This is a genomic window from Mesorhizobium cantuariense (genome assembly GCF_042647205.1).
In the GTDB taxonomy this organism is placed as follows: domain Bacteria; phylum Pseudomonadota; class Alphaproteobacteria; order Rhizobiales; family Rhizobiaceae; genus Mesorhizobium; species Mesorhizobium cantuariense.
The window spans coordinates 6,758,939-6,782,360 of the sequence record NZ_JBHRVD010000001.1 but is presented as its reverse complement, the minus strand read 5'-3'; the positions used below and the strand labels follow the sequence as shown (position 1 = coordinate 6,782,360).

The window sequence follows — 23,422 nt, the reverse complement described above, 5'->3', positions numbered from 1 at the left end:
CCTCAGTGCCAGCGGCGATTGCTCACTGGCGGCCAAAACAATCGAAACGGCCAAAACGATCCAAAAAGGTTGGCAAGACTTGCGCATTTCGTTCCTTCCCCTTTTTCTCCTGGCACTTCCGCTGCTGGAAATCGCCGGCTTCGTGGTTGTCGGACGCCAGGTCGGCGCGCTGGCGACGGTCGGCCTGGTGTTGGCGTCGAGCATCGCCGGCGCGCTGCTGCTCCGGCATCAGGGTTTCAGCGTGATGACGCGGATCCGGGCCGAGATGGACGCCGGCCGCGACCCGAGCCGCCAGCTGGCGCATGGCGCCATGATCGTGCTGGCGGCGATCCTGTTGATCATCCCCGGCTTCATCACGGACATTATCGGCCTGCTGCTGTTCCTGCCGCCGATCCGCGACCTCGCCTGGCGGGCGCTGAAGGGCCGCGTCGTGCTGGCCACCAATTTCTCGACCGGCGGCTTCCGCAGCCGGCAACGCGACAAGACCATAGACCTCGACGATGGCGATTATTCGCGCAGCGACGACTATGCGCGCGGACCGGACCACAACTCTCCCTGGCGGCGTTTGAAGGACGAGTAGGCCACCGTCCTTCCACATCCCGAGGCCGAGAAGCAAGGCGGCAAACCTTGTCTTGTCATCCCCGCCATGGTAGCGAACGCCCGATTTCAATTCGGTCAGCGACGCTGCCCAGGCAAGAGGACAAGGCTTATGGCCAGCAAAGATGACGCGCCGGTCGGCGCAGCCAACGGAAACGGCAATGGGGCGCAGCCGTCGCTCAACGTTTTGGCCCAGTATGTGAAGGACCTATCCTTCGAAAGCCCCGGCGCGCCGAATTCGCTGCGCGGCCGCGACAAGGCGCCCGGCATCGCCATCAACGTCAACGTCAACGCCAACCCGCTCTCCGACAAGCAGTTCGACGTCAACCTGACGCTGAACGCCAAGGCGTCCTTCGATCAGGAAGTGCTGTTCAATGTCGAGCTGGTCTATGGCGGCGTGTTCGCGATCGCAGGCTTCCCGCAGGAACACATGCTGCCGATCCTGTTCATCGAATGCCCGCGCCTTTTGTTCCCGTTCGCCCGACAGATCATCGCCGAGGCAACCCGCAATGGCGGCTTCCCGCCGCTGATGCTCGACCCGATCGACTTCGCGCAGATGTTCCAGCAGAAGCTGGCCGAAGATCAGGCGGCGACCAAGGTCAAGGTGAGCTGAGGCTGCTTGCCAACGGATTGTGAAAAGCCCGGCCTCGCGCCGGGTTTTTTGTTTTGGGCGGGACGACTGAGACGCCGGCGGGACAGCGCCCTTCGAGGTTGGCCGAAGCCCTCCCGTCTTCGTCATCCTAGGGCGGAGCAAGGAGCGAAGCGACGCGGCGCAGACCCTAGGATCCATGCCGTGACGCAAGCGACGGGTCAAAGCGGACCAGGATCGAGCGCTACCACCCCGTCCCACGAAAAAGCTCGAACCACTCAGGATTGGTCTTTTCGATCAATTCGATCTTCCATTGTCGCGGCCAGCGCTTAAGCGATTTCTCGCGCTGGATGGCATCGGTAACATCGAAAAATTCTTCATACCAGACCAGTCGTTGAACGCCATAGCGGCTAGTGAAACCTGCACCCTCGCCGAATTTGTGCTCCGGCATGCGGCGGCCGAGATCATTGGTAACACCGATATAGATGGTGCCCCGCTTTTGGCTTGCGGTCATGTAGACATAGCCGGTCATGGCGCGCTACCGGGCAATGCGTCGTGAGAACATCCTGATCCGTTGCATTCCAAGGCAAACGTCACGGCATGGATCCTAGGGTCTGCGCCGCGTCGCTTCGCTCCTTGCTTCGCCCTAGGATGACGAAGGCGTGGGGGCTCCTCGGCCAATCTCGAGGGTCTCCACCAACCTCGCTGCCATCCGGCCTCCACCTTGTCGCTAGCCAGCCGCAACCTTCAACCACAGCGCCTTTTCCCCAAGCGTGGCGACCATGCCGGCATGCGCATCGCGCTCGGCTTCGGTGAGGCGCGGCGGCAAGGGTGCCGGCCGCTGGCTGATGACAATCTCGATCTGGCGGACATTCTCGCCCTGGGCCGGCGCGGTCGCGCTGTCGAGGATGAGGGCGGCCTGCTTGCCGCCGATCAGCTCGATATAGACCTCGGCCAGCAGTTCGGAATCGAGCAGGGCGCCGTGCTTGGTGCGCCTGGTGTTGTCGATGCCGTAGCGCCGGCAGAGCGCATCGAGCGAATTGGGACCCATCGGATGCTTGCGGCGCGCCAGCGCCAGCGTGTCGACGACGAGGCCGCTGTCGATAACCGGGTGACCCAGACGGCCGAATTCGACATTGAGGAAGCCGATATCGAAGGTCGCGTTGTGGGCGACCAGCTTGGCGCCGTCGGTGAAGTCCAGCCACTCCTGCGCAATCTCGGCAAAGGTCGGCTTGCCCGCGAGGTCCGCCGCGCCGATGCCGTGCACGGCCTGCGCCTCGGCGTGGATCGCGCGCCCTTGAGGGTTGATGTAGTGGTGGAAGGTCTTTCCGGTCGGGAAGCGGTTGACCAGCTCGACGCCGCCCAGCTCGATCACGCGGTCGTCGCGCGAATCAAGGCCGGTGGTTTCCGTGTCGAAGATGATCTCACGCATCGAATCAGTCGCTCCAAAGGAGCAGAATCATGAGACCGGAACAAAATGGCAATGGGCAATGCTGACGGCCTGCCGTCAGGAGCCTGCCTTGCCGGACTTATCCCCGGAGAGTTCGGCAATGATGGCAGCAACCGTGGCGCGGGCGGCGTCGAGCCCCTGGCCGGTGTCGACGATGAAATCGGCCTGGCGGCGCTTTTCCGCATCCGGCACCTGCTTGGCGAGAATAGAGGCTAGCTTCTCCTCCGTCATGCCGGGCCGCGCCAGCACGCGGGCGCGCTGGGTCTCAGTCGGGGCGGTGACGACGACCACCTTGTCGACGCGGTTGCGGCCACCGGTTTCGAACAGCAGGGGGATATCGAGGACGGCGATCGATTTGCCTGATGTACGATGCCTGGCCAGAAAGGCATCGGCATCGGCGCGCACCAGCGGATGGATGATCGATTCGAGCCGCTTCAGCGCGGCGGCATCGCCGAGCACGCGCGCGCCAAGTTTTGCGCGGTCGACCACCCCGGCAAATGTGGTGCCGGGAAACGCCGCCTCGACCAATGGTGCTGCCGTGCCGGCATAGAGGCGATGCACCGCCTCGTCGGAATCGTGAACCGGCACGCCGGCCTCGGCGAACATCTTTGCCGTGGTCGACTTGCCCATGCCGATCGAGCCGGTGAGGCCAAGCACGATCATGGCTTCGGCACCAGATCGGCAACGATGAGTGTGCGGAGCTCAGCCGTGACTTGCGGCCTGATGCCGAACCAGCGTTCGAAACCGGGCACGGCCTGATGCAGCAGCATGCCGAGGCCGTCGACCGTCTTCAGGTTCCTCGCACGGGCCGCCGCAAGCAGCGGCGTCTCCAGCGGCACATAGACAATGTCGGTGACGATGGCGTGGTCCGGCAGCAAAGCGGGATCGGCCGACAGGCCTTCATTGCCATGCATGCCGAGTGCGGTGGTGTTGACCAGCAGGCCGGCATCGCCGAGCAGTTCGCCGGTCGCCGCCATGCCATGCGCCGAGACACCGGCGCCGAAACGATCGCGCAATTCCATGGCCCGGGCGAGCGTGCGGTTGACGATGCGGATGTCGGCCACGCCGCGCTCCTTCAGCGCATGGATGACCGCGCGCGACGCGCCGCCGGCGCCAAGCACGACCGCCGCGCCCTTGCTCGCCCAGCCCGGCGCATGATCGTCGAGGTTGGCGGCAAAGCCGTGCGCGTCGGTGTTGCCACCCCACAAGGTGCCGTCTTCGAACCACAGCGTGTTGACGGCGCCGATTTCTTGCGCCGCCTGGTCGCGGCGCTCGACCAGCGCGAAGGCCGCCTCCTTGTGCGGGATGGTGACATTGCCGCCGCGGTAATTGTTTGCTTGCAGCGTCTTCACGAACGCGGCAAAGTCCTGCGGCGCGACATCGATGGCCTGGTAGCTGCCGTCGATGCCATGTTCGGCCAGCCAGTGGCCGTGGATCTTCGGCGAGCGCGAATGCTTGACCGGATGGCCGGTGACGAACGCTTTCTTTGACGCCTCAGCCATCTATCGCTCCCAGCGTGCGCAGTTCGGCGAGCAGTGGCAACAGCGGCAGGCCGACAATAGTGAAATGGTCGCCTTCGATTTTCTCGAACAGCTGGATGCCTTCGCCCTCGATCTGGTAGGCGCCGACGCTGGAAAGCGCCTTGACGCCGACGCGGGCAAGATGGCGGCCGATGAAGGCCGGGTCGAGCTTGCGCATGGTCATCGAGGCGATGCCGACATGCCGCCACAAAACCGCACCGTCGCGAACCAGCACCGCGGCGCTGTTCAACTGATGGGTCTTGCCCGAGAGCGCCAGGAGATGACGGCGCGCGCCTTCCATGTCGGCCGGCTTGTGGAACACTTCGTCGCCGAGCGACAGCGTCTGGTCGCAGCCCAGCACCAGCGCGCCCGGTCTGCGTTCGCTGACTTCGGTGGCCTTGGCCTCGGCCAGCACCAGGGCGACGTCCTCGGGCGAGACACCGGTGTCCTGCAGGGGCGATTCGAGCGCCCGCTCATCGACGTCGGCCGGCACCGCTTCGACGTCGACACCAGCATCGACGAGCATCGCCTTGCGGAAGGGACTGCCTGAAGCGAGGATGAGTTTCTCGGTCATGTTTTTCGCCCGGTTAATCGTCGTTGACCGGCGCAATGCAGAAGGTTGCCAAAGGTTGGCGGGACAGCGCCCCCCTCTGCCCTGCCGGGCATCTCCCCCTCAAGGGGGGAGATTGGAAGTAACTTCGGCTTTCGCCAATTTTTAACGTTGACCAGAAAGTGCGGTCCGCGAAACTGCCGATCTCCCCCCTAGAGGGGGAGATGCCCGGCAGGGCAGAGGGGGGCGCGAAGGATCTCGACGTTTCGGACACTGTCTCAAGCCTGCGGGTGGGGAAGGCCACTCATCTATCTCGACTTTCCCCGCAGGGCAACGATGGCCGCCGCCGTTTCCTCGATCGAGCGGCGGCTGACGTCGATCATCGGCCAGCCATGGCGCGTGCAGATCTGGCGAGCATAAGCGAGCTCTTCGCTGATGGCGGCGCGATCGATATAGTCTGACGCCTCATAAGAACTGCTGTTGCCGAGGATGCGGTTTTGCCGGACATGCGAGATGCGCTCGGCGGTGGCGATCAACCCGACGATCAGCGGTGTCTTGGCGTTGACCAGGCTTTCCGGCACCGGCACGCCGAGCACGATCGGGATGTTGGCGGTCTTGATGCCGCGGTTGGCAAGATAGATGCTGGTCGGCGTCTTCGACGTGCGCGAAATGCCGATCAGCACGACATCGGCATCGTCCATGTTGAGCGGCAGCTGGCCGTCATCATGGTCCATGGTGAAATTGAGCGCGTCGATGCGGCGGAAATATTCGGCGTCGAGCACATGCTGGGCACCGACGCGGCGGCCGGCCGGCGTGCCGAGATAGGACTGGAACACGGTCAGCACCGGTTCCAGCACCGAAACACAGGGCAGCCCCATCGTCGCGCAGCGCTCGTCGATGCCGCGCGCCAGCTTCTGGTCGACGACCGTATAGAGGATGATGCCCGGCTCCTCCTCGATGTCCTCGAACACTTTCGCCACCTGCTTTTCGGTGCGGATGAGCGGATAGATATGCTCGATGGCGCGCGCATCCTTATACTGCGCCGAAGCCGCCCGGCCGGCGGCGAGCAGCGTTTCGCCGGTCGCGTCGGAAATCAGGTGCAGATGGAAGAAACTCTGGGGTTTGTTCACAGGGGGTCACCAGGGGCTGTGGGCGGCTGTGGATAAAGCGGGATGGAAAGAAGGGTCGGTCGGAGGCGACTGTATCAGATGGCAGTTTGTCCACAATTCGATGCGCTGTCAGCTTCGTCGGGCGGCTGGGGACAAGTCTGGGGACCGGTTTTCTTGCCCTGCTTCTGTCCACAGGGCTGGTTTTTCCCGGACAACCCTAAGACTTTGACTCCAGTAGCGGATTCCAAACTATCCCCAGAGCCCTACATCCGGGAGAAAGAAGCGCGCGACAATATGCTTGCTGGTGTTTTTCGGGGCAAAGCGGGACAGGTGACAACCACCACAACCAACAGACTCTTAGAATCAGAAGAATCTTAGATATAAGAATCTTTAAGACTATAGAGGGCTGGGAGAGGCGAGCGTTCGATGCCCAAAAGCCGGATCATGCTGGACGTCCTCAAGGGCGAAGCGGTGTTTCCGCCTCCGCTCTGGATGATGCGTCAGGCCGGGCGCTATTTGCCGGAGTATCGTGAAACGCGCAGACGGGCCGGGTCGTTCCTCGATCTCTGCTATGATCCCGACCTTGCCGTCGAAGTGACCTTGCAGCCGATCGAGCGCTTCGGCTTCGATGCCTCGATCCTGTTTTCCGATATCCTTGTGGTTCCGCATGCGCTTGGCCGCGACGTCCGCTTCGAAGAGGGGCGAGGGCCGCTGCTGACGCCGATTACGGTGCCGGAGATATTGGCTCTGGAAGGCAAGGTGTTTCACGTAAATCTCGAACCGGTCTACGAGACGGTTCGTCGGTTGCGGGCCAAACTGCCAGACGAGACAACACTGATTGGCTTCTGCGGTGCGCCGTGGACGGTGGCGACCTACATGATTGCCGGCCATGGCACGCCCGACCAGGCGCCGGCGCGGCTGTTTGCCTATCGCGAGCCGGCGGCATTCCAGCACCTGCTGGAGGTGCTTGCCGATCATTCGGCCGCCTATCTCATCCGCCAGATCGAGGCCGGTGCGGATGTGGTGCAGATTTTCGATTCCTGGTCCGGCGTACTCGACGATGCGTCTTTCGACCTGTTCTGCGTGCAGCCGGTGGCGGAGATCGTTCGCCAGGTACGAGCCGTTCATCCCGACGTTCCGATCATCGGCTTCCCCAAGGGCGCCGGCGCCCGCTACCAGAGCTATCGCCAGAAGACCAATGTGACGGGTCTGGGGATCGACTGGACGGTGCCCCTGGAGGCGGCGAAGGATTTGCAGCGCTCGGGTGCGGTACAGGGCAACCTCGATCCCTTGCGCCTCGTGGCTGGCGGCAAGGCGCTATCCGACGGCGTCGGAGCGATCCTGAAAGCGCTGGGAGATGGGCCGCTGATTTTCAATCTCGGTCACGGCATCACGCCGGAGACGCCGATCGCCCATGTCGAGGCGATGGTGAAGCAGGTACGGAGCGCGACACGCTGATGGCTCAGATGAACAACACGAACAGTACCGGCCAGGCGATGATGCGCATGACGATCGGTATCGCCGTACTGGTTGTGCTCACCGCGCTTTTGTATTTCGCCGCACCCGACAGCTTCTATCCGTGGGCCAAGACGATCCATATCCTCGCTGTCATCTCGTGGATGGCGGGCATGCTCTATCTGCCGCGGCTGCTGGTCTACCACGCCGATGCCGAGATGGGCTCGGTGCAGTCGGAGACCTTCAAGGTGATGGAGCGGCGCCTGCTGCGCGGCATCATCAATCCGGCGATGATCGTCACCTGGGTGTTCGGCCTGTGGCTTGCCTGGAAAGGCTTTGGTTTCGAAGGCGGCTGGCTGCACGCGAAGGTCGGTGCGGTGCTTTTATTGTCCGCCGTTCACGGCTATCTGGCCGGTGCGGTGCGCAAATTCGCCGAGGATCGCAATGAAAAACCGGCGAAGCACTGGCGAATGATCAACGAGATCCCCACATTGCTGATGATCGCAATCGTAATCCTGGTTGTCGTCAAGCCGTTCTGATGCATGTCGTTCAAAAGTGGTCGCCGGTTTTGGGACAACGACATGCATGATGCGCTTTGAGGCCTTTACCGGTCCCGCAAAACGCAGCTTGCTCTTTCCCCCGACCGACGATAAAAGACGGGTCTTCCTTCCCGTCATGCGCCGCCCTTCATTGCTTTCGGCCGCGCCCGGCATTTGTCGCATCCCGCCGATATTTTCCCAAAGCTTACCCAGACTCCATCTGTTCAAGGTCCGTCTATGCAAGAAATGAAACTCGCCGAGTTCAAAAACAAGAAACCACCAGAGCTGATCGCTTATGCCGAATCGCTCGAGGTCGAAAACGCCAGCGTGATGCGCAAGCAGGAGCTGATGTTCGCGATCCTGAAGAAACTGGCCGCCCAGGAGATCGAGATCATCGGCGACGGCGTGGTCGAGGTGCTGCAGGATGGTTTTGGTTTCCTGCGCTCCGCCAACGCCAACTATCTGCCAGGTCCCGACGACATCTATATTTCGCCGTCGCAGATCCGACGCTTTTCGCTGAAGACCGGCGATACGGTCGAAGGGCCTATCCGCAGCCCGAAAGAGGGCGAGCGCTATTTCGCGCTGCTCAAGGTCAACACGATCAATTTCGACGATCCCGAAAAGATCCGTCACAAGATCCACTTCGACAATCTGACGCCGCTCTATCCGACCAAGCGGCTGAAGATGGAGATCGAGAATGCGACCACCAAGGACATCTCGGCGCGCGTGATCGACCTGGTCGCGCCCATCGGCAAGGGACAGCGCGCTTTGATCAACGCGCAGCCGCGTACCGGCAAGACGGTTCTGATGCAGAACATCGCCCACTCGATCACCGCCAACCATCCCGAATGCTATCTGATCGTGCTTCTGATCGACGAGCGGCCGGAAGAGGTGACCGACATGCAGCGCTCGGTGAAGGGCGAGGTGATCTCCTCGACCTTCGACGAACCGGCGGTGCGCCACGTGCAGGTCGCCGAAATGGTCATCGAGAAGGCCAAGCGCCTGGTCGAACATGGCCGCGACGTCGTCATCCTGCTCGATTCGATCACCCGTCTCGGCCGCGCCTACAACACCGTCGTGCCGTCATCCGGCAAGGTGCTGACCGGCGGTGTCGACGCCAACGCGCTGCAGCGGCCGAAGCGCTTCTTCGGCGCCGCCCGCAACATCGAGGAAGGCGGCTCCTTGACCATCATCGCCACCGCGCTGATCGATACCGGCAGCCGCATGGACGAAGTCATCTTCGAAGAGTTCAAGGGCACCGGCAACTGCGAAATCCAGCTCGACCGCAAGGTGGCCGACAAGCGCATCTATCCGGCCATGGACATCTTGAAGTCCGGCACCCGCAAGGAGGACCTGCTGGTTTCCAAGCAGGATCTGCAGAAGATCTTCGTGCTGCGCCGCATCCTGGCGCCGATGGGGACCACCGACGCGATCGAGTTCCTGATCGACAAGCTGAAGCAGACCAAGACCAATGCGGACTTCTTCGATTCGATGAACACGTAAGGGCTTACCCTCCCCCTTGTGGGGAGGGTCGATCCGCGTAGCGGAGCGGGGTGGGGGTCAGCACCGGGGGTTGGCGATTCACCCCCCACCCCGTCCCACGATCTACGCTTCGCTACGATCGCGAGCCGACCCTCCCCACAAGGGGGAGGGTGAGGCGCTATCCCCTCAACAGCTTCTCCAACTCCTCAGCATCCGTGACCGCCGGCAAGCAAACCTGCCCCGTACACAACCATGCACCCGCTCTGTTGGTCGGCGGCAGGATTCCACCGGGCAGCAAGGGTCGATTCGCTACCGTACCGATCGGCACGATGATGTCGACGCGACGCGGGTCCGGGCATCGATTCGCAACCGGAACGAGCTTTGGATCGTCCAGTCCATCGACGATGACCAGCTTGAGCGGCTCGATCGCCAGCGCGCAGGCGTTGACGATGCCGGCCTGGCCATAGGCCTGGTGCGCAGCACGGCCGGCGGCATGCTCGGCGACTTCCCAGGCTCTCTCGTGCAGCTCGAGATCGCCGGTGACGGAGGCAAGCCGGATCAATGCCTCGATGATCTGGCCGGTTGCGGAAGGAATGGCTTCGTCGACATCGCCCCTGATGCGGATCGGCACGTCGGCGCTATCCGAGGCGGTCAAATAGTAGCCGGTCTTTTCGGTGTCGGCGTGCCAATGGTCGAGCTGCCCGACGAACTGGCTGGCTTGGTCGACATAGCTCCAATCGCCTGATGCCTCGAACAGCGAGATCGCTGCATTGGTCATGGCGGCGTAGTCGCTGGACAAAGCAGGAAACAATGTCCTGGAGCCGAGCATCGAATGGGGCAAGCGGCCGTCGCGGCTGCCAGAGCTGATAAGGGCAAAGGCCTTCGCCGCCTTATCGATCCAGTCAGGCCGCGCCAGCGACCGGCCGCCCTCGGCGAGTGCTGCAATCATCAGGCCGTTCCAGTCGGTGAGGCTCTTTGCGTCCAGGCCTGGCCTGACCCGTTGTTCCCGCACAGTGAGAAGCTTCGCCTTCAGTGGGCTGAGCTCTTCGCCGTCGATCACACTTTGCGACTGCTGGGACCTTGTTTGGTGGACAACCGGCTTGCCTTCCCAACCATGCGGGCTGGCGAGCGTGAAGTGATTGAAAAACAAGGCGGAATCGTCTCCGAGTGCGGCTTCGATCTCGTCTTGGCTCCAGGTGTAGAACAGCCCTTCCTCGCCGTCGCTGTCGGCATCGAGACTGGCGGCAAAGGCGCCGCCGTCAACGCGCATTTCGCGCAGCAGCCAGTCGACTGTCTCTTCGATTCGTACCCGGAACAATTCGTTGCCGCTCGCCGCGTAGGCCCAGTTGCAAAAGCGGATGAGCTGGGCGTTATCGTAGAGCATTTTTTCGAAATGCGGCACCAGCCATTCGGCGTCGGTCGAGTAGCGGCTGAGCCCGCCGCCGATATGGTCGTAGATGCCGCCGCTCACCATCTGTTCGAGACTGAGCAGGACGTCGTCGCGATGGCTGGCGTTGCCGTCGCGCAGCCAGGACAGCCAGAGTGTCAGCATGAACGGCGCATTCGGGAATTTCGGCGCGCCGCGCAGACCGCCGAGATCGCCGTCGACCATGCCGTCTATGCCCTTGGCAAGCTCCGCCAGCGTGTCGCGATCGAGCGCTGTTTTCATATGCGAGCCGGCGAGCCGCGCCTCGACATGCGTCGTCAGGCCGTCGGCGCTCTGGTTGAGGCTCGCCCTCCTCTCCCGCCAGGCCTTGTCCACCGCCTCCATCACCTGGATGAAACCGGGGCGGCCATAGCGCGGCTCGCGCGGAAAATAGGTGCCGCCCCAGAACGGCTTGCCGTCCGGGGTCAGGAACATGGTCAGCGGCCAGCCGCCTTGCTCGCCCATCGCGGAGAGCGACGCCATATAGATCTGGTCGATGTCGGGACGCTCCTCGCGGTCGACCTTGATATTGACGAACAGACGGTTCATGACGGCGGCGACGTCATCGTTCTCGAAGCTTTCGTGGGCCATGACATGGCACCAATGGCAGGCGGCATAGCCGACCGAGAGCAGGATCGGCCTGTCCAGCGCCTTGGCCTCTTCGAGCGAAGCCGGCGACCAGGCCCGCCAGTGGACGGGATTGCCGCTGTGCTGCTGCAGATAGGGGCTGGCTTCTTCAGCAAGCAGGTTTTGCGCGGGCAGCGTCACGATGAACAAACTCGGGTGGTCGGATAGGCGTGAAGCTAGAGCGGTTCGGTAGAGCGGGCAAATGATTTCAGGCGATTCGATCGTTGCGCTGTCGAGCGGCCGGCTTCCGGCCGGCGTCGCCGTCATTCGCATTTCCGGCCCGCAGACTCGATTCGTAGTCGAAACGATTGCCGGCGCTATGGTTAAGGACCGCGCGGCGGTTTTGCGCAGGTTCAGGGCGCCCGATGGAACCGTACTCGATAACGGCTTGGTCGTCTTCTTTCCCGGACCGGCCAGTTTTACGGGCGAGGATGTGGCGGAATTCCACGTTCATGGAGGACGCGCCGTGGTGGCCAGGATGCTGGAGACGATCACTGGTTTCGACGGCGTCAGGCACGCGGAACCGGGCGAATTCACCCGCCGCGCCTTTCTCAACGGCAAGGTCGATCTGGTCGAGACCGAGGCGCTGGCGGATCTCGTCAATGCCGAGACGGAGGCGCAGCGGCGTTTTGCTGTCCAAAATGCCGAAGGCGCTCAGAGCGAACTCTACCTCGGCTGGCGCCGCAGGCTGATCCACGCCCGGGCCATGATCGAGGCGGAGATTGATTTTGCCGATGAGGACGATGTCCCCGGTTCCGTTTCGGATACGGTTTGGTCTGATGTCCGGACAATGATCGATGAAATCGACCGGCACGTTGCCGGATTTCGCGCTGCCGAGATCATCCGTGACGGCTTCGAGGTCGTCATCCTTGGTGCGCCCAACGCCGGTAAGTCGAGTCTGTTCAACGCCCTGGCACGGCGGGATGCCGCTATAGTAACGGATGAACCTGGCACGACCCGCGATCTGCTTGAAGTGATACTTGATCTTCAGGGGCTGCGCGTCAGGCTGATCGACACGGCCGGGCTGCGCGATGCCGCTGGGAAGGTCGAGGCGATCGGCATCGAGAAGGCGAGAGCCAAGGCACATGGCGCCGATCTCTTGCTGTTGCTTAGAGATGTCTTGGATCCCAGGGATATCGGTTCGCTGTCGACGGCGCCGACCTTGCGCGTCGGCACCAAGCTCGATCTGCTGGAAGACCGCGCGGCGAGCGATGCGGCCGTTGATTATGATCTCGTCATCTCGGTGAAGGACGGGACCGGCGTGGAGGGACTGCTGGCGGAAATCGGCCAGCGTGCGGCGGAGGCGGCCGGCAACGTCGGGGATATCCTGCCGTCGCGCCTTCGCCACGTCGAATTGCTTGGTGCAGCAAACCGCCATCTGCTTCGGGCCATTGATGGGCAGACTGTCGGGCAGGAATTGCGCGCCGAGGAGTTGCGGCTCGCTGCCGATCGCCTGGGCCGGCTCGTCGGCGCCATCGATGTCGAGGACATGTTGGACGTGATTTTCTCGCAGTTTTGCATAGGGAAATGACTCACGTGAAACACTCTTTCGCCCAGACGGGATTTGCCTATCGGCCTAGATGCTTGGGATAGAGGCTTGAGGGATTGTCCGCGCGGAACCGTAGGCCTTGGCGATTGGCAGAAACATCAATCGCTTCGTCATCCACGGGCGGAGCAAGGAGCGCAGCAACGCAGCGCAGACCCGAGGATCCATGCCGGGGCTCCAAAGCGTTGCTACGGTCCAGAATTCTGCTCCGTCAGCAAGGTCGCGGCATGGATCCTCGGGTCTCCGCGACGCCGCTTCGCGGCTGCTCCGCCCGTGGATGACGAGGTTGGGAACACTCGGCAATCCCTGGTCGTGACTCACGTGAAACATCATCGGATGTGCCTCTCACCCTGTTTCACGTGAAACTCGTCGCGGAGTTTTCTTGACAGCACTGCTTCGCGGGGACATGTGTCCTCAATCTTTTGAGTCTGGGACGTTTGGAAATGACCAATCACTATGATGTGGTTGTGGTGGGTGGCGGCCACGCAGGTTGCGAGGCGGCCAGCACCGCCGCGCGTGCCGGCGCGAGAACCGCGCTGGTGACGCTGCGCTTTGACACGATCGGCGTGATGTCTTGCAATCCGGCGATCGGCGGGCTCGGCAAGGGTCATCTGGTGCGCGAGATCGATGCCATGGATGGCCTGATGGGCCGCGTGGCGGATGCTGCCGGCATTCAATTCCGTCTGCTCAACCGCCGCAAGGGTCCCGCCGTGCGCGGACCCCGCACGCAGGCCGATAGAAAGCTCTATCGCCTTGCCATGCAAGAAGCGATTCGGCAGCAGAACGATCTCGACGTGGTCGAAGGCGAGGTTCTGGACTTCGAAATCGTCGGCGAGCAGATCAAGGCTGTTCTCCTGGCTGACGGGCGGCGCCTGGCTTGCGGCGCGGCCGTTTTGACCACCGGAACCTTCCTGCGCGGGCTTATTCATATCGGCGAGAAGAAGATTGTCGCCGGTCGCATGAACGAGCAGGCCAGCCTTGGCCTGTCGGCGACGATGGACCGTGCGGGCTTCAAGCTCGGCCGTCTGAAGACCGGCACACCGCCGCGGCTCGATGGCCGGACCATCGATTGGGCGTCGCTGGAAAAGCAGGCCGCGGATGAGGATCCGGTGCCGTTCTCGCTGATGACCGACCGCATCGAGACGCCGCAGATCGAGTGCGGCATCACGCGCACGACCACGGCCACGCATGAGTTAATCCGCGCCAATCTTGGCCGGTCCGCGATGTATTCCGGCTCGATCGAAGGTGTCGGACCGCGCTATTGCCCGTCGATCGAGGACAAGATCGTCAAGTTCGGCGACAGGGACGGCCACCAGATCTTTCTGGAGCCGGAAGGTCTTGATGACGACACCGTCTATCCCAACGGGATTTCGACCTCGCTGCCGCAGGATGTGCAGCTCGATATCCTGAAAACCATCCCCGGGCTTGAGCGCGCAACCATGCTGCAGCCTGGCTATGCCATTGAATATGATCATGTCGATCCGCGCGAGCTGCATCAGACGCTGGAGACGAAGCGCATCAGTGGTCTGTTTCTCGCCGGGCAGATCAACGGCACGACCGGCTATGAGGAAGCAGCCGGGCAGGGCCTGCTTGCCGGCCTCAATGCGGCGCGGCTGATATCGGGCAACGAGCAGATCGTGCTCAGCCGCACCGAAGCCTATATCGGGGTGATGGTCGACGATTTGACCAGCCGCGGCATCAGCGAACCCTACCGGATGTTCACCTCGCGGGCCGAGTTCCGGCTGTCGCTGCGCGCCGACAACGCGGATGAGCGGCTGACTCCGTTGGCGTCGAGGTTGGGAATTGCCTCGACGCAGCGGATTCAGCGCTACGGGCATGTCATGCAGTGCCTCGATGAGGCACGTCAGCTGGCGAAGTCGCTCACCCTGACGCCCAACGAGGCTGCACGTCACGGGCTGGAGATCAACCGGGATGGCGTGCGCCGGTCCGGATATGAATTGCTGTCCTATCCCGACGTCGATGTGGCCTGGCTGGCACGTATCGATTCGCGCTTTGCGGAAATCGACGCCAAGACGGCGGAGCGCCTCGAAACGGAAGCAAAATATTCTGTCTATCTCGATCGTCAGAAGACGGATGTCGCGCAGATCCGGCATGAAGAGAGCCGGTTGATCCCCGAAACGGTCGATTTCGCCGGCGTGCCGGGGCTGTCCAACGAGCTGAAGCAGAAGATGCAGGCGCGGCGGCCGCGCTCCATCGCCGATGCCCAGCGCATGGAAGGCATGACGCCGGCGGCGCTGGCGATCATTGTCGCGCATGTCCGCCATGCTGAGAGTGCCCGGCGCCCACAAAGGGATGTTGCGTGAGTTCTATGTCCCTAGAGAGTCTGCAGGACGCGGCAGGCCCGGTTTCACGTGAAACATTCGATCGGCTGGTGGCGTTCGAGCAGGTGTTCCAGAAATGGAATCGCAGCATAAATCTCGTGGCGCAATCGACGTCGGGCGATGTCTGGCAGCGCCATATCCTGGACAGCGCGCAGCTCGGGCGCATAGAGCCTCAAGCCAAACGCTGGGTCGATCTCGGCTCAGGCGGCGGATTTCCCGGCCTCGTCATGGCTTTCCTGCTTGCCGAGCGCGACGGCGCCAGCATCGATCTGGTTGAAAGCAATCGCAAAAAGGCATCCTTCCTGCAGACCGTGGTCGGGCAGTTCAGCCTGCCGGCGCGGGTGGTGGCGCGCCGCATCGATGACAGCCATGCGCTTGTTTCGACACCGCAAATTGTCACGGCGCGGGCGCTGGCCTCGCTTTCGACCTTGCTGGACCTGTCTGCGCCCTGGCTAACGTCAGGCGCGCGCGGCCTGTTCCACAAAGGCCGGGATTATCGCGCCGAAGTGCAAGAAAGCGTTCACCGATGGTCCTTCGATCTGGTAGAACATCCCAGTGTGACCGACCCTCACGGGGTCATCCTGGAACTGTCCAACCTGCGACCTGTCTGATCTGCGACTTGTAAGACCATTGGTCAGACCATTTGGCGACCCAAAAATGAACTTCTGGCATAGACCCATGATGAAGAATGGCCCCCGAATCATCACCGTAGCCAACCAGAAGGGCGGCGTCGGCAAGACCACCACCGCCATCAATCTGGCGACCGCGCTTGCCGCGATCGGCGAAAAGGTGCTGATCGTCGATCTCGATCCGCAAGGCAATGCCAGCACCGGCCTCGGCATCGACCGCAAGGACCGGACGGTCTCGTCCTATGACGTGCTGACCGGCGAGCTGGAGCTGGAGGCCGCGGCCATTCCGACGGCGGTGCCTGGCCTCTCGATCGTGCCGTCGACGCTCGATCTGCTCGGCATCGAAATGGAGATCGCTTCCGCCCCCGACCGTGTGCTCAAGCTGCGCAATGCGCTTCGCGCCGCGACCGACCGCGGGGCGCCCTTCGGCTATGTGCTGATCGACTGCCCACCGTCGCTCAACCTTTTGACTTTGAATTCCATGGCGGCAGCCGATTCTGTTCTTGTGCCGCTGCAATGCGAGTTCTTCGCGCTCGAAGGTCTCAGCCAGTTGCTGGAAACGGTCGAGCAGGTCCGCCGTTCGATCAATCCGGATTTGACCATCCAGGGCATCGTGCTGACCATGTATGACGGCCGCAACAATCTCGCCAACCAGGTGGTGCAGGATGTGCGGGCGCATATGGGCGACAAGGTCTACGAGACCATCATTCCGCGCAATGTGCGGGTGTCCGAGGCGCCATCCTACGGCAAGCCGGCGATCCTCTATGACCTGAAATGCTCGGGCAGCCAGGCCTATCTGCAACTGGCGTCGGAAGTGATCCGCCGCGAGCGTAAATTACGCGCTGCTTGATTAGGCTGGGTGCATCGTTAAAAGCCGATTCGATACCGAAACGATCCGAGACGTTGGAATAAAGATGAGCGAAGACCTTTCGAGAAAGAGACTGGGCCGCGGGCTTGCAGCGCTGATCGGCGAGATTGATCGCCCGGCAGCGCCCGAAAAGACAGGTATGAGCGCCGACGGCAAGGTTCCGATCGAGTTCCTGACGCCAAATCCGAAAAATCCGCGCCGGCATTTCGGCGACGCCGAGCTGACCGATCTTGCCCAGTCGATCCGCGAACATGGCGTCGTCCAGCCGGTGGTGGCACGGCCGTCGCCGACGCAGGCCGGCCGCTACGAGATCATCGCCGGCGAGCGGCGCTGGCGCGCGGCGCAGCGCGCCGGGCTGTCCGAGATCCCGGTCATCATCCGCGAGGTCAACGACCGCACCGCGCTCGAACTGGCGATCATCGAGAACGTCCAGCGCACCGACCTCAATGCGGTCGAGGAAGCGCTCGGTTACCAGCAGTTGATCGACGATCACGGCTACACCCAGGCCGATCTCGGCCAGGTCATCGGCAAGAGCCGCAGCCATGTCGCCAACACGCTGCGGCTGTTGAAGCTGCCGGATGTGATCCGCGACATGCTGGTCGACGGCGCCCTGTCGGCGGGCCATGCCCGCACGCTGGTGACGGCGGAAGATCCAGCCGGCCTTGCCAAGCGCATCGTCGAAGAGGGACTTTCGGTGCGCCAGGCCGAAGCGCTGGCGCAGATGCCGGCCGGCAGCAGCAGCGCGAAGGAAGCCAAGCCGGCGCCGAGTCCGGAGCAGAAAGACGCCGACACGCTGGCCCTGGAAAAGCTGTTGACCGACACGATCGGCATGATTGTGTCGGTGGACCACAAGGGCAAGGGCGGCACTTTGCGGGTGTCGTACCGGTCGCTGGAGCAGCTTGATGAGCTGTGCAGAAGGCTGAAGCAGGAGCGGTAGTTAGCCGGAGAAGTATATTCAGACCGGAGATTGCGCGCATGTGGAAAGGGGCTGGCCATTGGGCCGGCCTTTTCCTTTTGTGGCGCTGGTGATTGGCGAAATCGGTGCCGCCGCGAATCTCCCTCCTTGAGGGGGAGATGGCCGGCAGGCCAGAGGGGGTCGCCCCACATCAAGCGCCGGCCCCCTGCGGCAACGAAGAAGAGGCCAGCGCTTCACGCGCAACGACCCCCTCTGTCGCCTTCGGCGACATCTCCCCCTCGAGGGGGGAGATCAGGCGCGCTGCGCCAAGCGGCTGCTCTCCACCGCGATCCCCAGCAGCGCCTGTCTCGCCAGCGCCACCGAAAGATCCGGCCGCCGCCGTGTCTGCAGCACCGCCGTCTGCAGCCGGGTCAGCGCACGGCTGAGCGCGTCGACGTTCCAGCGCTCCAGCGCCTTTTCCACCAGCTTGCGCCTGGAGAAAAAAACCGGCGGCCGAGCGGCGGCAACGACCGAGGCGGCGTTGCGGTTGCCGGACTCCATCTGCCCGCGCATGACCTGGATCTGCTGCAACTGCCGCATCGCCGAGGACAGCACCAGGAAGGGCTGGCCGCCGGACTGGCAATGGCGGGTGAAGGCGGTGTCGAAGTCGCCGATCTTGCCTTCAAGAAGCGCATCGACCGCGTCGTCGAAAGAGGCGCCTGACACGTCGCCCGACATCGCCTTGATGTCTTCCAAGCCGATGTCCTGCTGGCCATGGGCATAGAGCACGAGCTTTTCGATCTCGCCGCGCGAGGCCAGCCGGTCGCCGCCGAGATTGCGGCGCAGCGCCTGTCTTGCCTCCATGGTCATCGACATGCCGGCCTTGCGCAGTTCATCGTCGATGACCGCGTCGATGTCGCGGGCTTCATCGGCATAGCAAGGCAGCGCCATGGCGTTGTCCGCGGCCTCGACGATGGCACGCAGCCCGACGCCCTTCTTGAGATCGCCGGCCTCGATCAGGATGATCGCATCGCGCGCGGGTTCCGCTGTCAGCGCCTTGACGTCGTCAGCCAGCGCCTTCTGGCCGCTGGCATTGCGCACCCACAGCAGGCGCCGGTCGGAAAACATCGGCACGGTGCGCGCCTCGTCAAGCAGCCGGCCCTCATCGCGATCGACCTCCGAACCCTCCAGCCGGACCACCGAGAACGGATCGTCGAGCGGCAGGCCGGTCTTGCCGGCAAAGGCCTTTGCCCGCTCGGAAACGAGGCCGCGATCGGGACCGTAAAGCAGGACAATGGAGATGCGCTGGTCCGGCCGCGCCAGCCACCCATCGACCTCGTATGCTTTCTTCTGTGCCATGGCGGGTTGGTTAGCATGATGAGCGGGCGGCATCCAGCTTGGGTTCCTCTCCCCACAAGGGTGTCCGATCGACGGGGGAGAGGAAAGGCGCGAGTTCGTCGCCCTTGGCTCCCTTCCTCTCCCTCCGGAGGGGGGAGAGGTGGCGCTGCGAAGCAGCGACGGAGTGGGGGAAGCCATTCGCCAAACGCGCCGCCGTAAGACAAGGCACAACCCGGCGAGCAAGAAAACTCAGGCAAGCCGTAGTCAGTCGGAAGCATTGCTTCGATGAAAGATCGACCCCCACTCCGTCGAGCTTCGCTCGCCACCTCTCCCCCGATCGACGCTAGGGCATATACATATCTCGGTGCGGCGGATTGACTCGCCTTGGCTGGGTCGGATTCCGCGAATGCCTGAGGTATGATTTTTTCTGCGACGGTCTGATTTGCAAGGATTGTCGCCGATGTCGTGCCCGTCGTGGTCATTAGGTTTGTTTGGAGATCGCCGCCTCGATAAAGGGGGGCGTCGCTGCTCCAAGGCATGGTGCTGCGCGAAACGGTGTGCTTGCGCCAGCTTTCTGGCGGCAACCATTCCGAGGAGATCCGCTATGGGCGCTTTCTCGGCAATGATGCGGTGACGGTCGAGCGGGTGATTGAAGGCTGGAGCCAACCGACGCGGGTTGCAGTGGACGGCCGGCATGTTTTGGCGCTGCAAGACACCAGCGAGATCAGATTCCCAACGACGCAGGACAACCGGCGCGATCTTGGCAGGATCAAGAAGGGCAATTGCTGGGGCATGCTGCTGCATCCGATGCTCGCCCTTGATGCCGAGCGCGGTTCTTGCCTTGGTCTTGTGGGCGGGCGGGTTTGGACACGGGGCGATGAAGAGCTGCCACCGCACGCTGATCGCTCGTTGAGCGAGAAGGAATCGTGCCGCTGGGTCGAAACCGCGCAAGCGGCCAAGCCAGTGCTGGCCCGGGCCCGTATGGTCACTTTCATCGCCGATCGTGAGAGTGACTTTTATATGATGTGGGCGCGTGTGCCGGATGGCTCTTTCCACGTGCTGACACGCGTCATGCATGACCGCGCACTGCTTTCGGGCACAACGCTGCGCCGTGCCGTGCAGGAGGTGGCGTTCAGTGACACCCAGGTGATCGAGCTGCGCGAACGGGCCGACCGCCCGGCGCGTCGAGCCGAGCTTTGCTTGCGCTTTGGCGAAGCCACGATCCGGCGGCCGGGCAACCTGCGCGAGGCCAACCTGCCCAAAGGCGTGACGCTGCGCTGGGTCGAAGTCATCGAGACGGCTGCGCCCGCCGACGTGGAGCCGCTTCACTGGCTGCTGCTGACCACCCATGCGGTGGCCACACCCTCCCAGGCCTGGCAGATCGTCGACTGGTACAAGCAGCGCTGGGTCATCGAGCAGTTCTTCCGGGTGATGAAGAGCCAAGGCTTGAAGATCGAAGACAGCCAGCTGCAATCGGCCGCGCGCTTGGAAAAGCTCGTCGCCATCGCCGCCAAGGCCGCCATCATCGTCATGCAGCTCGTGCAGGCCCGCAATGGCCAAGGCGATCAACAGGCGAGCCTCGCCTTCACGTCCAACGAGATCGATACGCTCTCGGCGATCGAGACACGCTTCAAGGGCAAGACGCGGCTGCAATCCAATCCCTACCCCAAAAACTCACTCGCATGGGCGGCCTGGATCATCGCAAGGCTCGGCGGCTGGAACGGTTATGCCTCCTCAAGGCCACCAGGCCCTATCACCTTCTACAACGGCTTGGCCTACTTCCGTGCCTGTGCCGATGGTTGGGCCTTGCGAGATGTGTATATGCCCTAGCCGATCGACGGGGGAGAGGAAAGGCGCGAGTTCGTCGCCCTTGGCTCCCTTCCTCTCCCTCCGGAGGGGGGAGAGGTGGCGCTGCGAAGCAGCGACGGAGTGGGGGAAGCCGTTCATGAGAGGAACCCAAGCCCTGCCCGCCAATCGCCTTATCTGGCGGGAAACCCGCCGCATCCTTCTCCCAAATTGCGCGCCGCTGCCCAACATCGACAAGAAATTTCGCCGACATATCTTCATCTTGGTGCTGGGGAGGCTGGATCGGCCGGCGCGGCCGGACCGGAGGCTTGCCCAACGAATTCGCACTGGTCTGGCCGCGCAGATATGCAAATATCTTTCCGGGCAACGTTGGGCCAGGCAACATTGGAGGACAAAGGTCATGGCCGATGCTGGGATGTTGCGTTTTCACGTTCCGGAGCCGGAAGTGCGGCCGGGCGGAACGCCTGACTTTTCCAATGTGCCGATCCCGAAAGCCGGCTCGGTGCCGCGCCCCGAGATCGATGTCGATCCGCGCACCATCCGCGATCATGCCTTCTCGATCATCCGCGTGCTGAACCGCACCGGCGAAGCCGTCGGCCCCTGGGCCGGCCTGCTCTCCGATGAGGAACTTTTGGCCGGCCTGCGCCACATGATGACGCTGCGGACCTTCGATGCGCGCATGCAGATGGCACAGCGGCAGGGCAAGACCTCCTTCTACATGCAGCATCTGGGCGAAGAGGCGGTGGCTTGCGCCTTCCGCAAGGCACTGGCGCCTGGCGACATGAACTTCCCGACCTATCGGCAAGCCGGCCTGCTCATCGCCGACGGCTATCCGATGGTCACGATGATGAACCAGATCTATTCCAACGAGGCCGACCCACTGAAGGGCCGGCAATTGCCGATCATGTATTCGTCAAAGGAGCATGGCTTCTTTTCGATCTCCGGCAATCTGGCGACGCAGTACATTCAGGCGGTCGGCTGGGCGATGGCTTCGGCAATCAGCAATGATTCGAAAATCGCCGCGGCCTGGATCGGCGACGGCTCGACGGCCGAGTCCGACTTCCATTCGGCGCTGGTGTTCGCCTCCACCTACAAGGCGCCCGTCGTTCTCAATGTCGTCAACAACCAATGGGCGATCTCGACCTTTCAAGGCATCGCGCGCGGCGGCTCGGGCACTTTTGCGGCAAGAGGCCTCGGCTTCGGCATCCCGTCGCTGCGCGTCGACGGCAACGACTATCTCGCCGTCCATGCCGTTGCCAAATGGGCGGCGGAGCGTGCGCGCAGCAATCTCGGGCCGACGCTGGTCGAATATGTCACCTACCGTGCCGGCGCGCATTCGAGCTCGGACGACCCGTCCGCCTATCGGCCAAAGACCGAATCCGACGCCTGGCCGCTCGGCGACCCGATCGTGCGGCTGAAGAACCATCTCATCGTGCTCGGTGTCTGGTCGGACGAGCGGCACGCGCAGGCCGAGGCGGAAATCCTCGACACGGTGATCGCGGCGCAGAAGGAGGCCGAAAGTCACGGCACGCTGCATGCCGGCGGTAAGCCGTCGACCCGCGACATGTTCGAGGGCCTCTACGCCGAAATGCCGCCGCATCTGCGGCGCCAGCGCCAGCAGGCGGGAGTTTGACCATGCCGAGACGGACCATGATCGAGGCCATCCGCGACGCCATGGATGTGTCGATGGGGCGCGACGATAAAGTCGTCGTCTTCGGCGAGGATGTCGGCTTCTTCGGCGGCGTCTTCCGCTGCACGCAGGGTCTGCAGGCCAAATATGGCAAGAGCCGCTGCTTCGACGCGCCGATCAACGAATCCGGCATTGTCGGCTCGGCCATCGGCATGGCGGCCTATGGCTTGAAACCCTGCGTGGAGATTCAGTTTGCCGACTACATGTATCCGGCCTACGACCAGCTGACCCAGGAAGCGGCGCGGCTGCGTTACCGCTCCAACGGCGATTTCACCTGTCCGATCGTGGTCCGCATGCCGACCGGTGGCGGCATCTTCGGCGGCCAGACGCACAGCCAGAGCCCCGAAGCGCTGTTCACCCATGTGTCGGGCCTGAAGACGGTGGTGCCGTCCAACCCGCACGACGCCAAAGGGCTGCTCATCGCGGCGATCGAGGACCCCGATCCGGTGATTTTCCTGGAGCCGAAGCGGCTCTACAACGGTCCGTTCGACGGCCATCACGACCGGCCGGTGACGCCATGGTCGAAGCATGAGCTGGGCGAGGTGGCCGACGGCCACTACACCGTGCCGCTCGGCAAGGCGGCGATCCGCCGGGCGGGCTCGGCTATCACGGTGCTCGCCTACGGCACCATGGTCTATGTCGCGCAGGCCGCGGTCGAGGAAACCGGCATCGATGCCGAGATCATCGATCTGAGAACGCTGCTGCCGCTCGATCTCGATGCGATCGTCGCCTCGGTCAAGAAGACCGGGCGCTGCGTCATCGTGCATGAGGCGACGCTGACGTCGGGCTTCGGCGCCGAGCTGTCGGCGCTGGTGCAGGAAAACTGCTTCTACCATCTGGAGGCGCCGGTGGCGCGGGTCGCCGGCTGGGACACGCCCTATCCGCATGCGCAGGAGTGGGACTATTTTCCCGGTCCCGCACGGGTCGGCCGCGCTCTGCTTGAAACATTGCAAGCGTAGATTGG

General features: G+C 63.0%; 21 protein-coding genes. 13 read left to right on the top strand and 8 right to left on the bottom strand.

From position 1 onward, the window contains the following. Nucleotides 1–79 precede the first annotated feature (79 nt). Complete coding sequence (locus ACFOJ9_RS33185; RefSeq protein WP_378985526.1) at nt 80–580, top strand: FxsA family protein; 501 nt, start codon at nt 80–82, stop codon at nt 578–580. A 129-nt stretch (nt 581–709) separates the two neighbouring features. Further along, complete coding sequence (gene secB, locus ACFOJ9_RS33180; RefSeq protein WP_378985524.1) at nt 710–1,210, top strand: protein-export chaperone SecB; 501 nt, start codon at nt 710–712, stop codon at nt 1,208–1,210. 220 nt (nt 1,211–1,430) lie between these two features. Here the strand turns inward: secB and ACFOJ9_RS33175 are convergent, their stop codons facing one another. The 6 genes from ACFOJ9_RS33175 to ACFOJ9_RS33150 all read right to left on the bottom strand — a co-directional run bounded on the left by ACFOJ9_RS33175 (nt 1,431) and on the right by ACFOJ9_RS33150 (nt 5,836). Beyond that, nucleotides 1,431–1,718 (bottom strand): GIY-YIG nuclease family protein, encoded by a 288-nt coding sequence (locus ACFOJ9_RS33175; protein ID WP_378985522.1) that lies wholly within the window; start codon nt 1,716–1,718, stop codon nt 1,431–1,433. A gap of 198 nt (nt 1,719–1,916) precedes the next feature. Continuing rightward, nucleotides 1,917–2,618, bottom strand: coding sequence for a DNA polymerase III subunit epsilon (gene dnaQ, locus ACFOJ9_RS33170; protein WP_378985520.1), 702 nt, complete (start codon nt 2,616–2,618; stop codon nt 1,917–1,919). 75 nt (nt 2,619–2,693) lie between these two features. Then, complete coding sequence (gene coaE / locus ACFOJ9_RS33165) at nt 2,694–3,299, bottom strand: dephospho-CoA kinase (protein WP_378985518.1); 606 nt, start codon at nt 3,297–3,299, stop codon at nt 2,694–2,696. Next, a complete protein-coding gene (locus tag ACFOJ9_RS33160) occupies nt 3,296–4,138 on the bottom strand; it encodes a shikimate dehydrogenase (RefSeq protein WP_378985516.1) in 843 nt (280 codons plus the stop codon). The genes coaE and ACFOJ9_RS33160 overlap by 4 nt, the downstream gene beginning before the upstream one ends. Continuing rightward, nucleotides 4,131–4,730, bottom strand: coding sequence for a Maf-like protein (locus ACFOJ9_RS33155; RefSeq protein ID WP_378985514.1), 600 nt, complete (start codon nt 4,728–4,730; stop codon nt 4,131–4,133). The genes ACFOJ9_RS33160 and ACFOJ9_RS33155 overlap by 8 nt, the downstream gene beginning before the upstream one ends. Before the next feature lie 284 nt (nt 4,731–5,014). Then, nucleotides 5,015–5,836, bottom strand: coding sequence for a pyruvate, water dikinase regulatory protein (locus tag ACFOJ9_RS33150; protein ID WP_378985512.1), 822 nt, complete (start codon nt 5,834–5,836; stop codon nt 5,015–5,017). Between the two features lie 405 nt (nt 5,837–6,241). On the opposite strand from ACFOJ9_RS33150, the gene hemE reads away from it, so the two are divergent. The 3 genes from hemE to rho all read left to right on the top strand — a co-directional run bounded on the left by hemE (nt 6,242) and on the right by rho (nt 9,312). After that, the gene (gene hemE, locus ACFOJ9_RS33145; RefSeq protein ID WP_378985510.1) at nt 6,242–7,273 is read left to right on the top strand and encodes a uroporphyrinogen decarboxylase; all 1,032 of its coding nucleotides are present in this window, start codon (nt 6,242–6,244) and stop codon (nt 7,271–7,273) included. Then, nucleotides 7,273–7,809, top strand: coding sequence for a protoporphyrinogen oxidase HemJ (hemJ, locus tag ACFOJ9_RS33140; protein WP_378985508.1), 537 nt, complete (start codon nt 7,273–7,275; stop codon nt 7,807–7,809). Before hemE ends, hemJ begins: the two co-directional genes overlap by 1 nt. Before the next feature lie 237 nt (nt 7,810–8,046). Beyond that, nucleotides 8,047–9,312 carry a transcription termination factor Rho gene (gene rho, locus ACFOJ9_RS33135; RefSeq protein ID WP_378985506.1) on the top strand — a complete coding sequence of 422 codons (1,266 nt, stop codon included), beginning with the start codon at nt 8,047–8,049 and terminating at the stop codon, nt 9,310–9,312. A gap of 157 nt (nt 9,313–9,469) precedes the next feature. Here the strand turns inward: rho and ACFOJ9_RS33130 are convergent, their stop codons facing one another. Continuing rightward, a complete protein-coding gene (locus ACFOJ9_RS33130; protein ID WP_378985504.1) occupies nt 9,470–11,485 on the bottom strand; it encodes a thioredoxin domain-containing protein in 2,016 nt (671 codons plus the stop codon). 61 nt (nt 11,486–11,546) lie between these two features. Here ACFOJ9_RS33130 and mnmE point away from each other — a divergent pair, with 61 nt between their 5' ends. The 5 genes from mnmE (at nt 11,547) to ACFOJ9_RS33105 (ending at nt 17,666) form a co-directional block, all read left to right on the top strand. Further along, entirely contained in the window at nt 11,547–12,875 is a 1,329-nt protein-coding gene (mnmE, locus tag ACFOJ9_RS33125; RefSeq protein WP_378985502.1) for a tRNA uridine-5-carboxymethylaminomethyl(34) synthesis GTPase MnmE, read from the top strand. A 458-nt stretch (nt 12,876–13,333) separates the two neighbouring features. Continuing rightward, nucleotides 13,334–15,214, top strand: coding sequence for a tRNA uridine-5-carboxymethylaminomethyl(34) synthesis enzyme MnmG (gene mnmG, locus ACFOJ9_RS33120; RefSeq protein WP_378985500.1), 1,881 nt, complete (start codon nt 13,334–13,336; stop codon nt 15,212–15,214). Next, a complete protein-coding gene (rsmG, locus tag ACFOJ9_RS33115; protein ID WP_378985498.1) occupies nt 15,211–15,843 on the top strand; it encodes a 16S rRNA (guanine(527)-N(7))-methyltransferase RsmG in 633 nt (210 codons plus the stop codon). The genes mnmG and rsmG overlap by 4 nt, the downstream gene beginning before the upstream one ends. Before the next feature lie 67 nt (nt 15,844–15,910). Continuing rightward, a complete protein-coding gene (locus ACFOJ9_RS33110; RefSeq protein WP_378985496.1) occupies nt 15,911–16,711 on the top strand; it encodes a ParA family protein in 801 nt (266 codons plus the stop codon). A 64-nt stretch (nt 16,712–16,775) separates the two neighbouring features. Next, the gene (locus ACFOJ9_RS33105; RefSeq protein ID WP_378985494.1) at nt 16,776–17,666 is read left to right on the top strand and encodes a ParB/RepB/Spo0J family partition protein; all 891 of its coding nucleotides are present in this window, start codon (nt 16,776–16,778) and stop codon (nt 17,664–17,666) included. A 270-nt stretch (nt 17,667–17,936) separates the two neighbouring features. Here the strand turns inward: ACFOJ9_RS33105 and holA are convergent, their stop codons facing one another. Beyond that, nucleotides 17,937–18,983 (bottom strand): DNA polymerase III subunit delta, encoded by a 1,047-nt coding sequence (gene holA / locus ACFOJ9_RS33100; protein WP_378985492.1) that lies wholly within the window; start codon nt 18,981–18,983, stop codon nt 17,937–17,939. Between the two features lie 516 nt (nt 18,984–19,499). Here holA and ACFOJ9_RS33095 point away from each other — a divergent pair. The 3 genes from ACFOJ9_RS33095 to ACFOJ9_RS33085 all read left to right on the top strand — a co-directional run bounded on the left by ACFOJ9_RS33095 (nt 19,500) and on the right by ACFOJ9_RS33085 (nt 23,417). Continuing rightward, entirely contained in the window at nt 19,500–20,792 is a 1,293-nt protein-coding gene (locus tag ACFOJ9_RS33095) for an IS4 family transposase (protein WP_378979481.1), read from the top strand. A gap of 376 nt (nt 20,793–21,168) precedes the next feature. Beyond that, the gene (locus ACFOJ9_RS33090; protein WP_378985490.1) at nt 21,169–22,401 is read left to right on the top strand and encodes a 3-methyl-2-oxobutanoate dehydrogenase (2-methylpropanoyl-transferring) subunit alpha; all 1,233 of its coding nucleotides are present in this window, start codon (nt 21,169–21,171) and stop codon (nt 22,399–22,401) included. Between the two features lie 2 nt (nt 22,402–22,403). Next, complete coding sequence (locus ACFOJ9_RS33085) at nt 22,404–23,417, top strand: alpha-ketoacid dehydrogenase subunit beta (protein ID WP_378985488.1); 1,014 nt, start codon at nt 22,404–22,406, stop codon at nt 23,415–23,417. Nucleotides 23,418–23,422: the final 5 nt, after the last annotated feature.

Coding starts and splice junctions, on each gene's coding strand:
- ACFOJ9_RS33105 (WP_378985494.1), top strand. CDS start 16,776: ATGAGCGAAGACCTTTCGAGAAAGAGACTGGGCCGCGGGCTTGCAGCG.
- rho (WP_378985506.1), top strand. CDS start 8,047: ATGCAAGAAATGAAACTCGCCGAGTTCAAAAACAAGAAACCACCAGAG.
- mnmE (WP_378985502.1), top strand. CDS start 11,547: ATGATTTCAGGCGATTCGATCGTTGCGCTGTCGAGCGGCCGGCTTCCG.
- ACFOJ9_RS33095 (WP_378979481.1), top strand. CDS start 19,500: ATGGTGCTGCGCGAAACGGTGTGCTTGCGCCAGCTTTCTGGCGGCAAC.
- coaE (WP_378985518.1), bottom strand. CDS start 3,299: ATGATCGTGCTTGGCCTCACCGGCTCGATCGGCATGGGCAAGTCGACC.
- ACFOJ9_RS33110 (WP_378985496.1), top strand. CDS start 15,911: ATGATGAAGAATGGCCCCCGAATCATCACCGTAGCCAACCAGAAGGGC.
- ACFOJ9_RS33085 (WP_378985488.1), top strand. CDS start 22,404: ATGCCGAGACGGACCATGATCGAGGCCATCCGCGACGCCATGGATGTG.
- ACFOJ9_RS33090 (WP_378985490.1), top strand. CDS start 21,169: ATGGCCGATGCTGGGATGTTGCGTTTTCACGTTCCGGAGCCGGAAGTG.
- ACFOJ9_RS33160 (WP_378985516.1), bottom strand. CDS start 4,138: ATGGCTGAGGCGTCAAAGAAAGCGTTCGTCACCGGCCATCCGGTCAAG.
- holA (WP_378985492.1), bottom strand. CDS start 18,983: ATGGCACAGAAGAAAGCATACGAGGTCGATGGGTGGCTGGCGCGGCCG.
- hemJ (WP_378985508.1), top strand. CDS start 7,273: ATGGCTCAGATGAACAACACGAACAGTACCGGCCAGGCGATGATGCGC.
- dnaQ (WP_378985520.1), bottom strand. CDS start 2,618: ATGCGTGAGATCATCTTCGACACGGAAACCACCGGCCTTGATTCGCGC.
- secB (WP_378985524.1), top strand. CDS start 710: ATGGCCAGCAAAGATGACGCGCCGGTCGGCGCAGCCAACGGAAACGGC.
- mnmG (WP_378985500.1), top strand. CDS start 13,334: ATGACCAATCACTATGATGTGGTTGTGGTGGGTGGCGGCCACGCAGGT.
- hemE (WP_378985510.1), top strand. CDS start 6,242: ATGCCCAAAAGCCGGATCATGCTGGACGTCCTCAAGGGCGAAGCGGTG.
- ACFOJ9_RS33155 (WP_378985514.1), bottom strand. CDS start 4,730: ATGACCGAGAAACTCATCCTCGCTTCAGGCAGTCCCTTCCGCAAGGCG.
- ACFOJ9_RS33175 (WP_378985522.1), bottom strand. CDS start 1,718: ATGACCGGCTATGTCTACATGACCGCAAGCCAAAAGCGGGGCACCATC.